Source organism: Citrobacter telavivensis, from assembly GCA_009363175.1.
Classification (GTDB): domain Bacteria; phylum Pseudomonadota; class Gammaproteobacteria; order Enterobacterales; family Enterobacteriaceae; genus Citrobacter_A; species Citrobacter_A telavivensis.
The window spans coordinates 3,245,346-3,259,527 of sequence record CP045205.1 but is presented as its reverse complement, the minus strand read 5'-3'; the positions used below and the strand labels follow the sequence as shown (position 1 = coordinate 3,259,527).

Here is a 14,182-nt window from a genome sequence, read left to right as displayed (position 1 = left end):
GCGCAGCGATTACTGCGCGGTAGGTTTCAACATCGCCGTACCGGGCGACCGATGTTCCGCCAGGTACTGATGCTGGAAGATACACATCCGGATAGTATTGCGGTATTCACCGTTAATAAAGAATTCATGAATCAGTTCACCTTCAACCATAAAGCCCAGCTTACGGTAGATGTGGATCGCTTTTTCGTTCTCTTTATCAACGATGAGGTACAGCTTATAGAGGTTAAGTACGGTAAATCCGTAGTCCATCGCCAGCCTGGCGGCACGTGAGGCGAGACCTTTTCCCTGATACTCCGGGGAAATAATGATCTGAAATTCGGCCCGACGATGGACATGGTTGATTTCAACCAGTTCGACCAGTCCCGCTTTTTCACCGTCGCATTCGACAACGAAACGGCGTTCGCTCTGATCGTGAATGTGCTTATCGTAAAGATCGGACAACTCGACGAAGGCCTCATAAGGCTCTTCAAACCAGTAGCGCATCACGCTGGCATTGTTATCGAGTTGATGGACAAAACGTAAATCTTCACGCTCCAGCGGGCGTAGCTTGACACTGAGGGCGCTTGTCATACCAAATCCTTAACGTCTCGTTTAGTTCTTTGTATCAGGGGGCAACCACGCGACCGGTGCGACGATCCAGACAGCGCAGGGTATTCGGCTCCCAGTACGCATTCAGATTGGCACTCTGCTCGCAGCTATCGCGGTTATCAAAAGCGGCATCCGCTTTATCCCACTCTTTTTCCGCGCGCTTGTTAATTTTCTGACGCAGGCTACGTGTGTCATCCCATTGCTCTTTTTGCATGGCTGCCTGCTGACGGCTCAGGGCGCTGTCACCGGATTCGATCACCAGTCGACTGGTCTCAGCCTGCGCGGTCGCGGTGTAGACGACGGCACTCAGCAGCAGCATTGCCGTCAGGCACAGGCGTTTGCGAAGCGTAATGTTCATGGCAAGTTCCTTTTATGAGCGACGCAAAAAGCATCATTGACAGGCAAATTCTACACCATTCCTCGCACAGGGCATACCCGCCGGAAGGTTATGGATAAGTTCAGGCAATTATGACGTATCATGCCTGAACCTCAGGTAAATGAACGATACAGATGATCAAAACGACGCTGCTTTTTTTTGCCACCGCACTTTGCGAAATTATCGGCTGCTTTCTCCCCTGGCTCTGGCTAAAGCGGGGGGCTACCGCCTGGTTGCTGTTACCTGCAGGCGTTGCGCTGGCGCTGTTTGTCTGGCTGTTGACGCTGCATCCTGCCGCCAGTGGTCGGGTGTATGCTGCGTATGGCGGCGTTTATGTTTGTACTGCGCTTATCTGGCTGCGCGTGGTGGATGGAGTAAAGCTCAGCGTGTATGACTGGAGCGGGGCGCTCATCGCGCTCAGCGGAATGCTGATTATTGTGGCGGGATGGGGACGCGGATAAGCGCCTCTTTTTTGTGATCGCCTGGTGATTTTTTGATCATTATACTTGTATGGTAGTTATGGGGGGAATAAATTTCTTGCATCACTAATTTGATGTAAGGAAAACGCATGGAAAGTATAGTGATTCAACAGCCAAATAAATTATGCATTGAACAGCGGCCATTACCTTTACCAGAACCTGGAGACGTGAGGATTAAGGTAAAAATAGCAGGGATCTGCGGGTCGGATAGTCATATATATCGTGGACATAATCCTTTTGCGCAATATCCTCGCGTCATTGGTCATGAGTTCTATGGCATTATTGATGCAGTCGGCGAGAGCGTGGAGAATAAACGCGCTGGCGAACGTGTGGTGGTGGATCCCGTAATAAGTTGCGGTGTCTGTTATCCCTGCACTGTTGGCAAACCCAATGTTTGTACCTCTTTAACGGTATTAGGTGTTCATCGGGATGGTGGCTTCAGTGAATATGTCACGGTTCCGGAAAGTAATGTTTATTGTATTCCGGATTCGATTAGCGACCGACAGGCGGTAATGGTTGAACCCTTTACGATTGCCGCGAATGTCACGGGGCAGGTTGCGCCAACAGAAAATGATATTGCCTTAATTTACGGCGCCGGTCCGATGGGGTTAACCACCGTCCAGGCGCTTAAAGGGGTATATCAGGTCAAAACGGTGATTGTTGTTGACCGGATTGACGCGCGCCTGGCAATGGCGAAAGCGTGCGGGGCCGATGAAACGATGAATAATGCCCGGCGGTCATTAGCGGAATATCTGGCACAGAAGGGCATCAGACCGACGCTGATTATCGATGCGGCCTGCCATCCCACCATCCTGTCTGAAGCCATTGGCCTGGCATCACCTGCGGCGCGTATTGTGATAATGGGTTTTTCCAGTGACCCTTGTCAGATAATCCAACAGGGGATTACCGGAAAAGAGCTCACGATTTTTTCATCCCGACTGAACGCGCATAAATTTCCAACCGTTATTGAGTGGATGCAAAATAAATTAATCGACCCTGATAAATTAATCACGCATCAGTTTGACTATCGACAGGTCATCGACGCAATAACGCTATTCGAAACCGATCAGCAAAGCTGTTGTAAAGTATTACTCACCTTTTCCGCTTAAAATTAATTCATGCGATGGATGCCTGACGATTCGGGTATTCCGTGGTACGCATTTACTCTGTAGAGACAGACGACATGAATACAACAAAGCATGAAAGAAGCACCCGGGATCTGGTGCGCGCCGCGGTTTCCGGTTGGTTAGGCACCGCATTAGAGTTTATGGACTTTCAGTTATATTCTCTGGGTGCCGCACTGGTTTTCCATGAAATATTTTTCCCGGAACAATCGGCGGCAATGGCGTTAATTCTCGCAATGGGAACTTACGGGGCAGGCTATATCGCCCGCATTATCGGGGCCTTCTTTTTTGGCAAAATGGGGGACAGGATCGGGCGTAAGAAGGTGTTGTTTATTACCATCACGTTAATGGGAATGTGTACGACCTTAATCGGTATACTTCCGACTTATGCGCAGATAGGCATTTTTGCACCCGTGCTGTTGGTGACATTACGTATTATTCAGGGACTCGGGGCCGGGGCAGAAATATCCGGTGCCGGAACCATGCTCGCAGAATATGCGCCAGTCGGTAGGCGGGGAATTATTTCATCACTGGTCGCTATGGGAACAAACTGCGGCACGCTCAGCGCGACCGCGATTTGGGCGGTGATGTTCTTTGCGCTCGATCGTGAAGCCTTGCTGGCATGGGGTTGGCGTATTCCATTTCTGGCGAGCGTCGTCGTCATGATTTTTGCGATCTGGTTGCGGTTGAACCTGAAAGAAAGTCCCGTCTTCGAGCAGGTCAATGAAGGGGACGCACCGGCGACAGCCTCGCAGGAGGCGATTTCAGTGGGAACGATGTTTACCAGTAAATCTTTCTGGCTGGCAACGGGATTACGCTTTGGTCAGGCCGGTAACTCGGGGCTGATCCAGACGTTTCTTGCCGGATATCTGGTGCAGACGCTGCTGTTCAATAAGGCCATTCCGACGGATGCGCTGATGATAAGTTCGGTGATTGGTTTTATCACTATCCCGCTACTGGGATGGTTATCCGACAAATTCGGCCGTCGATTACCCTATATCGTGCTGAATATCTCGGCGATTATTCTCGCATACCCAATGTTATCCATCGTGGTGGATAACTCTTACCAACCGGGCGTGATTATGACGGCTCTGATCGTCATTCATAACGTCGCGGTACTGGGATTATTTGCTCTGGAAAACATTACGATGGCTGAAATATTTGGCTCACGTAATCGCTTTACCCGTATGGCGATCGCCAAAGAAGCAGGGGGACTGGTGGCGGTCGGCTTTGGACCGGTGCTGGCAGGGATTTTCTGCAACATGACAGGAAACTGGCTGCCAATTCTGGTGATGATCGTGATTTATTCCCTGATTGGTCTGCTCTCTGCATTCCTGATGCCTGAAGTGTGCGACCGCGATCTGCGGATACCGGAAGACGCCGCGCAGCCGGTGACCGGGAAACGGCGTTCTGCGACAGCCAGTCGCGTCTGACCTCCTTCAAGGGTGACGGTTCCTGTCCTTCAGGGCCGTCTTTACACCCTTTCTGAATTCAGCATTCCATGACATAACCCGCGAGTTTTGTGATCTGCTCAGAAAAACAGATCATTTATACTTGTATGGTAGTATGTGAATTGCGTAGATTCTCACCATCACCACACAGAACCAGGAAGAAAAAATGAAGATTGTAGGGGCTGAGGTTTTTATCACCTGTCCGGGGCGTAACTTTGTCACGTTGAAGATTACGACCGAGGACGGCATCACCGGTCTGGGAGACGCAACGCTGAATGGACGTGAGCTGTCCGTCGCGTCGTACCTGAAAGATCATCTTTGCCCGCAGTTAATCGGCCGTGATGCCCACCGCATCGAAGATATCTGGCAGTTCTTTTATAAGGGGGCGTACTGGCGTCGCGGACCGGTGACCATGTCTGCCATCTCCGCCGTCGACATGGCGCTGTGGGATATCAAAGCCAAAGCCGCCAACATGCCGTTGTATCAGTTGCTCGGTGGCGCATCGCGCGAAGGCGTGATGGTTTACTGCCACACCACGGGTCATACCGTTGATGATGTGCTGGAAGACTATGCGCGTCACAAAGAGATGGGATTCAAAGCCATTCGCGTACAGTGCGGCGTGCCGGGCATGAAAACCACCTACGGCATGGCGAAGGGGAAAGGGCAGGCTTATGAACCGGCGACTAAAGGGCAGTGGCCGGAAGAACAACTGTGGTCAACCGAAAAATATCTCGATTTCACGCCGAAACTGTTCGAGGCGGTGCGCAATACGTTCGGCTTTAACGAACACCTGTTGCACGACATGCACCACCGTCTGACGCCCATAGAAGCGGCGCGCTTTGGTAAAAGCATCGAAGATTATCGTCTTTTCTGGATGGAAGATCCGACGCCTGCTGAGAATCAGGAGTGCTTCCGACTGATTCGTCAGCATACGGTGACCCCGATTGCCGTCGGTGAAGTCTTTAACAGCATCTGGGACTGCAAGCAGCTTATTGAAGAACAGCTCATCGATTACATCCGGGCCACGATCACCCACGCGGGCGGAATTACCGGCATGCGTCGTATCGCCGACTTCGCCTCTCTGTATCAGGTACGTACAGGATCGCACGGACCGTCCGATCTTTCTCCGGTCTGTATGGCCGCTGCGCTGCACTTTGACCTGTGGGTTCCGAACTTTGGCGTTCAGGAGTACATGGGCTATTCCGAGCAGATGCTGGAAGTGTTCCCGCACAACTGGACCTTTGACAACGGCTATATGCATCCGGGTGAGAAGCCGGGACTGGGTATCGAGTTCGATGAAAAGCTGGCCGCGAAATATCCCTATGACCCCGCCTATTTGCCGGTTGCCCGGCTTGAAGATGGCACCTTGTGGAATTGGTAAAAAACCTATTTCGATTCACGCAGGAGAAATAACATGGGCTTCATTAACGATCGCTTTATGATTGGCAATGAAGTCGGTGTTCGGCTCTATCAGGATATCGCTAAAGATCTGCCGATCATCGATTATCATTGCCATCTTGAAGCAAAAGACATTTACGAAAATCACGCATTTGATGATATTACCCAACTCTGGCTGGCGGGAGACCATTATAAATGGCGGGCGATGCGGGCAAACGGCATCGACGAACGTTTTATTACTGGCAATGCCAGCGCGGAGGAAAAATTCCAGGCATGGGCTGAAACTGTGGAAGCGGCATTTGGCAATCCGCTGTATCACTGGACGCATCTGGAATTAAATCACTATTTTGATTGCCAGCTTATGCTTGACAGTCATAACTGGCGTGAAGTGATGGATCACTGTAACCGGCTTATTAAGCTGGCTGATTTTAAACCGCGCCGCTTAATGGAACGCTCCAGGGTTGAAGTGATTTGTACAACCGATGCCCCCCTCGATTCTCTGGAATACCATCGTCTGCTCCAGCAGGACGACACGTTTGCCATTAAGGTATTACCTACCTTCCGTCCGGACGATGTCTTTAATGAGGATGCCGTACAGTTTTCGCAGTTTACGGCAAAACTTGGGCAGTTAACGCAGATTGAGATTACGACGTTCGAGCAGTTCAGCGCAGCGCTGAGCAAACGTATTGCCTGGTTCCATGAGGCAGGGTGCCGTATTTCTGATCATGGTCCGATCGCTATTGACTATCAGGCAGCCGAACCGTCCCGCGTGAATCAACTTTTTATGCGCAAAGCCTCTGGTGAGACGCTGAAAAAAGAAGAAGAGCGACAGCTGAGCAGCGCTATTTTTGTCATGTTGGCCAGACACTACAAAGCATCAGACTGGGCGATGCAAATCCATTTTGGCGCGATTCGTAATAACAATAGCCGGATGCGTCAACAACTGGGGATTAATACGGGTTTTGACTCGATAAACGATCAGTCGAATCTGGCGATGTCTCTGAATCAGTTACTGGATGCGATGGCGCAGGAAAACGCGCTGCCAAAAACCATCCTGTATAACCTGAACGCTGTTTATAACGACGTTGTGGCGACAACTATCGCCAATTTCCAGAGTGCCGAACATGGGGTGAAATCACCAATGCAGTTTGGTTCCGGTTGGTGGTTTAACGACACCCGACGTGGCATGGAAAATCAACTGAACAGTTTGGCCGATCAGGGGTTGTTGATGCATTTTGTTGGCATGCTTACGGATTCGCGCAGTTTTGTTTCCTACACCCGTCATGACTATTTCCGCAGGATCCTGTGCAATCTGATCGGGGGATGGGTTGAGAAAGGTGAAGTACCCGACAATAAAGAGATTCTGGCACGAATGATCAGAAATATTTGTCACGATAACGCTAATAACTATTTTAAATTCTAATACTCTCCGGTGAGGATAGAACATGACTCGTACCAATAGAAAAATAACCATTCCGGTCAGTATCGGCTACGGACTGACGGATATAATGGGGGGAGGCGCGTTTACCGTTATTGGCGCCTGGCTACTCTTCTTCTACACCACTTTTGTCGGCCTGTCGCCGGTAGAGGCTGCTGCCATCGTGGCGATTGCGCGAATTGTCGATGCCATTGTCAGTTTGTTTATGGGCTCATTTACCGACCATTTCTATAAGAATGCGTTAGGTAAACGATTTGGCAGAAGACGTTTTTTCCTGCTGATCGGCGCGCCATTGATGCTGGTCTATATTCTCTTGTGGGTCACCGGAATGAATTTCTGGTTCTATCTTTCGGTCTACCTTGCCTTCGAAATTATCGCAGCAATGGTATTAATCCCGTGGGAAACATTACCGTCGGAAATGACCAAAGACTTTAATTCCCGAACCAAACTTTCTACCTGTCGTATGTTCCTCTCTGCATCCGGGACGTTTTTGGCGACCTTTATTCCAGGACTGCTAATCGGTTATTTTGGCGAACAAGATCCTAATGCCTATTTTATTAATGGTGTTGTATTTGCAGTCATGTTTATGCTGTGCGTGTTTATCTCCTGGAAAGTGACCTGGGAGCGCGAGTTAACCCCAGAAATGCTGCAGGAACTGGAACGTAGCAATCAACCCTCCACGTTTGCTGAGAAAGTCGTGAAGGTTGGACAGCTCTTTAAAGATTACGCGTCAACGCTGAAAGTACGTGCTTTCCGTAAACATCTGGCGATCTACTTGTTCTCGTTTACGGCGAAAGACGTCTACAACACGGTCTTTGTTTTTTTCTGCGTCTATTGCCTTAACGTGTCGTCATCGCTGGCGGGAACGTTGCTGTCGATGAGTATTGTGGGACTGCCGGTTACCTTACTGGCAGGAGTAGGGATCATCAAGTACGGTCCGTCTCGCCTCTACATTTTTGCCTATACATTAATGATGCTCTGTCTGGGCGGACTGTTTATGGTTTACCAGTTCCCGACAGACAGCAAAGTCACCTTGCTGGTGATCCTTGCCGCACTGTATCAGGTTGGGCGCTGCGTACTTGAGTTTACGCCCTGGAACGTGTTCCCCTTTATTCCTGATATTGACGAGATGATCACCCGTCAGCGCCGTGAAGGTTTATTCGCTGCAGTGATGACGTTTTCGCGCAAAACAACCGTAGCAATCGCCACCTTTATTGTGGGATTGATGCTGCAAAACGGTGGGTTTGTGAAGGGTAGTCAGGTGCAACCCGAGCAGGCCATCAATACCATAGCGACACTCCTCTTTGCCGGTACCGCTGGCTTACTGATTCTGGCGCTCTGGCAGGCAGTGACATTCCATCTGAATAAACAGACCCACAAAATCTTTGTTGATGAGGTGGATCGTTTAAAAGCTAACGGCGCTAAACAGGATGTGGATCCTGAGACCCGCCGAGTGGTAGAGGATCTGACGGGCTACAACTACGACACGCTGTGGTGCGATGCGCAACCTCAGGTTGCAAAATCCGCTAAACCGGCCACCACGCAGAGTTAATGGGTGGACAGTCCTGGTCGTGAATATCAAATCGCCAGGGCTGTCACATAACTTCTTAATGATGTTATACCAATTAGCAAAATATTAATTCAAATCAAAACATACAACCATACAGGCGTTACTCTGGGACCGTCCTGATTTCATTCAAAGTAGGTCATACAATGCAAAACAAGCTCTTAACGGCAAAGGCGACGCTTCCTGACTACGATCGCAACCGACTGATTCCGCGTATTGTTCATCTTGGTTTTGGTGCTTTCCACCGTGCGCACCAGGGCGTCTATACCGATATTCTGGCAGCAGAGCACAACAGCGACTGGGGATACTGCGAAGTAAACCTAATCGGCGGCGAGCAACAAATCGCCGATCTTAAGCAGCAGGATAATCTCTATACCGTGGCGGAAATGTCTGCCGATGCCTGGACGGCGAGAGTCGTGGGCGTGGTGAAAAAGGCGCTGCATGCTCAGGTTGACGGGCTGGAGAGCGTGCTGGCGGCGATGTGTGAACCGCAGGTTGCCATTGTTTCACTGACGATTACTGAGAAAGGGTATTGCCACTCCCCGGCAACCGGACAACTGATGCTGGATCATCCAATGATCGCCGCCGATCTGCAAAACCCTCATCAGCCGAAATCTGCGCCAGGCGTGGTGGTTGAAGCGCTGGCGCGTCGCAAAGCCGCGGGTTTAGCGGCCTTTACCGTGATGTCCTGCGACAACATGCCGGAAAACGGTCACGTGATGCGTAACGTGGTCACCGCCTATGCACGCGCAGTGGATGCTGAACTGGCCGCCTGGATCGAACAAAACGTCACGTTCCCGTCGACGATGGTTGACCGTATCGTTCCGGCCGTCACCGCCGACACGCTGGATAAAATCGAGAAACTGACCGGTGTGCGCGATCCGGCGGGCGTGGCCTGCGAGCCGTTCCGCCAGTGGGTGATTGAAGATAACTTTGTTGCCGGTCGCCCGCAGTGGGAAAAAGCGGGGGCAGAACTGGTCTCTGACGTGATCCCGTTTGAAGAGATGAAACTGCGTATGCTTAACGGCAGCCACTCATTCCTCGCTTATCTGGGTTATCTTGCAGGGTATCAGCATATCAACGACTGCATGGGGGATGAAAATTACCGCGTGGCGGCCCGCGCGCTGATGCTTAACGAGCAGGCGCCGACGCTGAAAGTGCAGGGGGTGGATCTCACGCATTATGCCGATCTCCTCATCGAACGCTACAGCAACCCGGCGCTGCGTCACCGTACCTGGCAGATTGCGATGGACGGTAGCCAGAAATTACCTCAGCGGATGTTGGATTCTGTGCGCTGGCATCTGGCGCACAACAGCCGTTTTGATTTGCTGGCGCTGGGCGTGGCGGGCTGGATGCGCTATGTCGGCGGCGTGGACGAGCAGGGAAATGCCATTGAAGTGAACGATCCGCTGTTGCCGGTAATTCAGCAGGCAGTGCAAAACAGTGCGGAAGGTGAAAGCCGCGTTGAGGCACTGCTGGGTATTGACGCGATCTTTGGTAACGAACTGCCGCAAGTGGCGTTGTTCACGCAGGCGGTGAAAGAGGCGTATCGGACGTTGCTGGCGGATGGGGCGAAAGCCACCGTGGCAAAATATGCGGCAAAAGTGAAGTAACTGCCTCAGGACTGCCGGATAATCAAGGCATTATCCGGCACTCACACCATTAGTTCATGCCGAGCCGAATCAGTTCTACCGGGGCAAATATGCCTTCACAGCCTTCCACTTCGACTGTTTTTTCACGACGAATTTGCGCCGCATCCCGGCCCTCGGTATCAATCGCTTTGATGCGACCGGTATGGCCGGTGCCACTGATCATCACACGGCTACCTGTGGTGATTGCGTTACGGTTACGATCGTATGTCATCATGGTATTTTCTCCTTTCTAACTTACCGTCAAAGCCCGTGGGCTCAGGTCCCACGTAACGGGCGCTATATAAATACGCTTATCAGTCAGGAATTTTTTTGTTTTTGATCAATCTCACATCTTTTTTGATGCGGACATGCAGGGAAGAAAACGAGGAAACCTCATCTCGCAGGAGATGAGGTGGGGGAATTACTCTTCGCTGAACCAGTCACTGTTTTCCTGGCGGATCAACAGGACCGATTCGCCAATTTCTTGCAGATGTTGGGTCATTGCCTGCTCGACGGCATCGGCGTCGTGCTTTTCCAGCGCGGCAAAAATATCGAGGTGCTGACGGAGTAACATTTCCGGCGGGGAAACGTGATCAAGGCTCATGTAACGCACGCGGTCGATAGTGGCCTTGATATTTTCGATGGTGTCCCATGCCAACTGACAGTCGGCAATGGTTGCCAGCTTCTGGTGGAAATTGTCATCCAGCTCGAAGAAATCGTTCAGCTGTTTGCGCTCAATGGCAATCCGCTGCTGATTGAGATTCTGCTCAAGCTGATAGCACTGACTGTCGGTGATTTGGGCTGCGGCCCGCCGCGCCACTGCGCATTCGATAGCCTGACGGACAAAGCAGCCGTTTCGCACCTGCGAGAGGGAGATCTTGTTGACGTAGCTGCCGCGCTGCGGGCGGATCTGGATCAATCCGTTTTCCGCGAGCTTAATAAACGCTTCGCGCACCGGTTGACGAGAGACATCGAAGCGAACAGACACCTCTTTTTCGGACAGCGGCGTGCCTGGCGCAATGAGGCAGTGCACGATGTCACGGCGAAGAATGCGATAAATCTGCTGATTTACGGGCTGTGTAGGGTTGAGTTGCGTTTCGACGGTCATTCGCTCTTACTTTTTAAAAAGTTAACCCACAAATTCTACCACTTTTTTGTCGCGAGCTATACCCGGCCCGCAGGCCGGGAGGCAAAATTAACCGCGGTGAACGCTCAGTCCGGCAAATGACTGCGTCACAGGCATCATTTCTACCGTATTGATGTTCACATGGGCAGGCAGGGTGGCAACCCACCAGACTGCTTCGGTCACATCTTCCGGCGTCAGCGCCGTGGTGTTCTCATAGGTTTTGTCCGCTTTGTTGTCATCGCCTTTAAAGCGCACGTTGGAAAACTCAGTACCGCCCACCAGACCCGGTTCGATATCCGTGACGCGAACCGCCGTACCGTGCAGATCGGTACGCAGATTCAGGCTAAACTGACGAACAAACGCTTTGGTCGCGCCATAAACGTTACCGCCGGCATAAGGCCAACTGCCTGCCGTAGAGCCAATATTGATGATATGACCCCGGTTACGCTCTACCATGCCAGGCAGGACGGCGCGGGTCATGTAAACCAGCCCTTTGTTGTTGGTATCGATCATGGTTTCCCAGTCTTCCACACTGGCTTTATGCGCAGGTTCCAGGCCCAGCGCCAGACCGGCGTTATTGACCAGCAGATCGATATCACGCCACCCGGCAGGCAATGACGCCAGCATCTCCTCAATGGCCGCGCGGTTGCGGACATCCAGTTGCGCGGTCAGCACGTTATCACCCAGCGACTCTTTTAACTCTTGCAGGCGTTCCTGGCGACGGCCAGTGGCAATGACTTTATGCCCGTTCTCAACAAAACGACGTGTAATGCATTCACCAAAACCTGCTGTTGCTCCGGTTACTAAAACGATCATCTCACTGTTCCTCAACGCTTTTTACGTTTAACTACCATAGCACGCGATCCGCCCACGCGGGTAATCCTGGTTTTACAGGATTGCGGTCTTTTACCCTGAAGCCTACTCTATTGAACAAATCGTTTTCAGGAGTGAAAGATGTCGTTAACGAATCCGTTCTTTAGCCACAGCCTGTTACCGTATCAGGCACCCCGTTTTGATCTGATTGAAGTCAGTCATTATCGTCCCGCATTTGATGAAGGGATGAAGCAAAAGCGGGAGGATATCGCCGTGATTATCGCTAACCGCGATGCGCCGGATTTTACCAATACCGTTCTCGCGCTGGAGAAAAGCGGTGAACTGTTGACCCGCGTTACCAGTGTCTTCTTTGCCATGACCGCCGCGCATACCAATGAGCAACTTCAGCGTCTCGATGAGGCGTTTTCCGCCGAACTCGCGGAACTGGCGAATGATATCTGGCTTAACAGTGCGCTATTTTCCCGCGTCGACCACGTCTGGCAACAGCGCGATGCGCTGGGGCTCGACAGCGAATCCGTGCGTTTGATTGAGGTGACGCATCAGCGCTTTGTCCTTGCTGGTGCGCAACTGAGCGACGCCGACAAAATGCAGCTCCGGGCACTTAATACCGAAGCGGCGACGCTCACCAGCCAGTTTAACCAGCGTCTGCTGGCGGCGAATAAATCCGGTGGTCTGGTGGTGGACTATGCCCATCAACTGGAGGGACTCAGTGCGGAAGAGGTAGCCAGCGCGCGTCAGGCGGCGAGTGAAAAAGGGCTAACCGAGGGATGGCTCATTCCGCTACTGAATACGACCCAACAGCCGGCGTTAAGCGTGCTGCGCGATCGTCAGACGCGGGAGAATCTGTTTAACGCCGGGTGGCGTCGTGCGGAGAAAGGGGACGACAATGACACGCGAGCGCTGATTCAGCGACTGGTCACCCTTCGAGCCCGTCAGGCGCAACTGTTGGGCTTTGCGGATTACGCGTCGTGGAAAATCGCCGATCAGATGGCAAAAACGCCAGACGCCGCACTGGCGTTTATGCGCGCAATTGTTCCTGCCGCACGTCAGCGGGCGTTGAATGAGTTGGCCGATATTCAGCAGGTCATTGATGACGAACAGGGCGGGTTTAGCGCGCAGGCCTGGGACTGGTCGTTTTATGCCGAGCAGGTGCGCCGCGCGAAATATGCGTTAGATGAATCACAGCTAAAACCTTATTTTGAACTGGATACCGTTCTGCACGAAGGGGTGTTCTGGACCGCCAACCAACTCTTTGGCATCAAATTCATCGAGCGCTTTGATATTCCGGTCTACCATCCGGATGTGCGCGTCTGGGAAATCTTCGATCATAACGGCGTCGGACTGGCGCTTTATTACGGTGATTTCTTTGCCCGTGATTCGAAAAGCGGCGGTGCCTGGATGGGCAATTTTGTCGAGCAGTCGACGCTCAACGAAACCCAACCGGTTATCTACAACGTCTGTAATTATCAGAAGCCCGCGGCGGGACAGCCCGCGCTGTTACTCTGGGATGATGTCATCACGCTGTTCCATGAGTTCGGTCATACCCTGCACGGGCTGTTTGCCTCACAGCGTTATGCCACGCTCTCCGGCACCAATACGCCGCGTGATTTCGTTGAATTTCCATCGCAGATTAACGAACACTGGGCGAGCCACCCGGCGGTATTTGGGCGCTACGCCCGCCATTATGCTACCGGCGAGAAAATGCCAGAGGCGCTACAGGACAAAATGCGTAAGGCAAGCCTGTTCAATAAAGGCTATGACATGAGCGAACTGCTCAGCGCCGCGCTGCTGGATATGGGCTGGCACAGGCTGTCTGTTGAAGCATCGAGCCAGCAGGTCGAGTCGTTTGAAAAGCAACTGCTGGCGGCAGAGCAACTCAGTCTTCCGGCGGTACCACCGCGCTATCGCAGCAGCTATTTTGCTCATATTTTTGGCGGGGGTTACGCGGCAGGCTATTACGCCTATCTCTGGACGCAGATGCTGGCGGATGACGGCTTTCAGTGGTTTGTGGAGCAGGGTGGGCTGACGCGCGAGAACGGTCAGCGTTTCCGCGAGGCGATTTTATCGCGGGGCAACAGTGAAGATTTAGAGCATCTTTACCCGGCCTGGCGAGGAAATGAACCGCAGATCGACCACATGCTCAGACACCGTGGCCTGGCGGGATAAGACG

13 protein-coding genes are annotated in these 14,182 nt (G+C 52.0%); 8 read left to right on the top strand and 5 right to left on the bottom strand.

Features of this window, described 5'->3' with window-relative positions:
* Positions 1–9 precede the first annotated feature (9 nt).
* Positions 10–570, bottom strand: coding sequence for a spermidine N1-acetyltransferase (speG, locus tag GBC03_17810; protein QFS71929.1), 561 nt, complete (start codon positions 568–570; stop codon positions 10–12).
* 34 nt (positions 571–604) lie between these two features.
* Complete coding sequence (locus GBC03_17805) at positions 605–946, bottom strand: DUF1283 family protein (GenBank protein QFS71928.1); 342 nt, start codon at positions 944–946, stop codon at positions 605–607.
* A gap of 152 nt (positions 947–1,098) precedes the next feature.
* Between GBC03_17805 and GBC03_17800 the strand changes: the two genes are divergently transcribed.
* The 7 genes from GBC03_17800 (at position 1,099) to GBC03_17770 (ending at position 10,034) form a co-directional block, all read left to right on the top strand.
* Positions 1,099–1,425, top strand: coding sequence for a YnfA family protein (locus GBC03_17800; protein ID QFS71927.1), 327 nt, complete (start codon positions 1,099–1,101; stop codon positions 1,423–1,425).
* 107 nt (positions 1,426–1,532) lie between these two features.
* Positions 1,533–2,552, top strand: a complete 1,020-nt coding sequence (locus tag GBC03_17795) for a Zn-dependent oxidoreductase (protein ID QFS71926.1) — start codon at positions 1,533–1,535, stop codon at positions 2,550–2,552.
* Between the two features lie 74 nt (positions 2,553–2,626).
* A complete protein-coding gene (locus GBC03_17790) occupies positions 2,627–4,000 on the top strand; it encodes an MFS transporter (protein QFS71925.1) in 1,374 nt (457 codons plus the stop codon).
* A 184-nt stretch (positions 4,001–4,184) separates the two neighbouring features.
* On the top strand, positions 4,185–5,399 hold the full coding sequence (gene rspA, locus GBC03_17785) for a starvation-sensing protein RspA (protein QFS71924.1): 1,215 nt from the start codon (positions 4,185–4,187) through the stop codon (positions 5,397–5,399).
* 33 nt (positions 5,400–5,432) lie between these two features.
* Entirely contained in the window at positions 5,433–6,839 is a 1,407-nt protein-coding gene (gene uxaC / locus GBC03_17780; GenBank protein ID QFS71923.1) for a glucuronate isomerase, read from the top strand.
* Positions 6,840–6,861: 22 nt separating this feature from the next.
* Positions 6,862–8,406, top strand: coding sequence for an MFS transporter (locus GBC03_17775; GenBank protein QFS71922.1), 1,545 nt, complete (start codon positions 6,862–6,864; stop codon positions 8,404–8,406).
* 161 nt (positions 8,407–8,567) lie between these two features.
* Positions 8,568–10,034 carry a fructuronate reductase gene (locus GBC03_17770; protein ID QFS71921.1) on the top strand — a complete coding sequence of 489 codons (1,467 nt, stop codon included), beginning with the start codon at positions 8,568–8,570 and terminating at the stop codon, positions 10,032–10,034.
* A gap of 49 nt (positions 10,035–10,083) precedes the next feature.
* Here GBC03_17770 and ydfZ read toward each other — a convergent pair whose 3' ends face one another.
* The 3 genes from ydfZ to ydfG all read right to left on the bottom strand — a co-directional run bounded on the left by ydfZ (position 10,084) and on the right by ydfG (position 11,994).
* Positions 10,084–10,287 carry a putative selenium delivery protein YdfZ gene (ydfZ, locus tag GBC03_17765; protein QFS71920.1) on the bottom strand — a complete coding sequence of 68 codons (204 nt, stop codon included), beginning with the start codon at positions 10,285–10,287 and terminating at the stop codon, positions 10,084–10,086.
* Between the two features lie 186 nt (positions 10,288–10,473).
* A complete protein-coding gene (locus GBC03_17760) occupies positions 10,474–11,160 on the bottom strand; it encodes an FCD domain-containing protein (GenBank protein QFS71919.1) in 687 nt (228 codons plus the stop codon).
* An 87-nt stretch (positions 11,161–11,247) separates the two neighbouring features.
* On the bottom strand, positions 11,248–11,994 hold the full coding sequence (ydfG, locus tag GBC03_17755; GenBank protein ID QFS71918.1) for a bifunctional NADP-dependent 3-hydroxy acid dehydrogenase/3-hydroxypropionate dehydrogenase YdfG: 747 nt from the start codon (positions 11,992–11,994) through the stop codon (positions 11,248–11,250).
* A 138-nt stretch (positions 11,995–12,132) separates the two neighbouring features.
* Between ydfG and dcp the strand changes: the two genes are divergently transcribed.
* Positions 12,133–14,178: a peptidyl-dipeptidase Dcp gene (dcp, locus tag GBC03_17750; GenBank protein ID QFS71917.1), complete on the top strand. Its 2,046-nt coding sequence runs from the start codon at positions 12,133–12,135 to the stop codon at positions 14,176–14,178.
* Positions 14,179–14,182: the final 4 nt, after the last annotated feature.

Coding starts and splice junctions, on each gene's coding strand:
- speG (QFS71929.1), bottom strand. CDS start 570: ATGACAAGCGCCCTCAGTGTCAAGCTACGCCCGCTGGAGCGTGAAGAT.
- GBC03_17805 (QFS71928.1), bottom strand. CDS start 946: ATGAACATTACGCTTCGCAAACGCCTGTGCCTGACGGCAATGCTGCTG.
- GBC03_17800 (QFS71927.1), top strand. CDS start 1,099: ATGATCAAAACGACGCTGCTTTTTTTTGCCACCGCACTTTGCGAAATT.
- GBC03_17795 (QFS71926.1), top strand. CDS start 1,533: ATGGAAAGTATAGTGATTCAACAGCCAAATAAATTATGCATTGAACAG.
- GBC03_17790 (QFS71925.1), top strand. CDS start 2,627: ATGAATACAACAAAGCATGAAAGAAGCACCCGGGATCTGGTGCGCGCC.
- rspA (QFS71924.1), top strand. CDS start 4,185: ATGAAGATTGTAGGGGCTGAGGTTTTTATCACCTGTCCGGGGCGTAAC.
- uxaC (QFS71923.1), top strand. CDS start 5,433: ATGGGCTTCATTAACGATCGCTTTATGATTGGCAATGAAGTCGGTGTT.
- GBC03_17775 (QFS71922.1), top strand. CDS start 6,862: ATGACTCGTACCAATAGAAAAATAACCATTCCGGTCAGTATCGGCTAC.
- GBC03_17770 (QFS71921.1), top strand. CDS start 8,568: ATGCAAAACAAGCTCTTAACGGCAAAGGCGACGCTTCCTGACTACGAT.
- ydfZ (QFS71920.1), bottom strand. CDS start 10,287: ATGATGACATACGATCGTAACCGTAACGCAATCACCACAGGTAGCCGT.
- GBC03_17760 (QFS71919.1), bottom strand. CDS start 11,160: ATGACCGTCGAAACGCAACTCAACCCTACACAGCCCGTAAATCAGCAG.
- ydfG (QFS71918.1), bottom strand. CDS start 11,994: ATGATCGTTTTAGTAACCGGAGCAACAGCAGGTTTTGGTGAATGCATT.
- dcp (QFS71917.1), top strand. CDS start 12,133: ATGTCGTTAACGAATCCGTTCTTTAGCCACAGCCTGTTACCGTATCAG.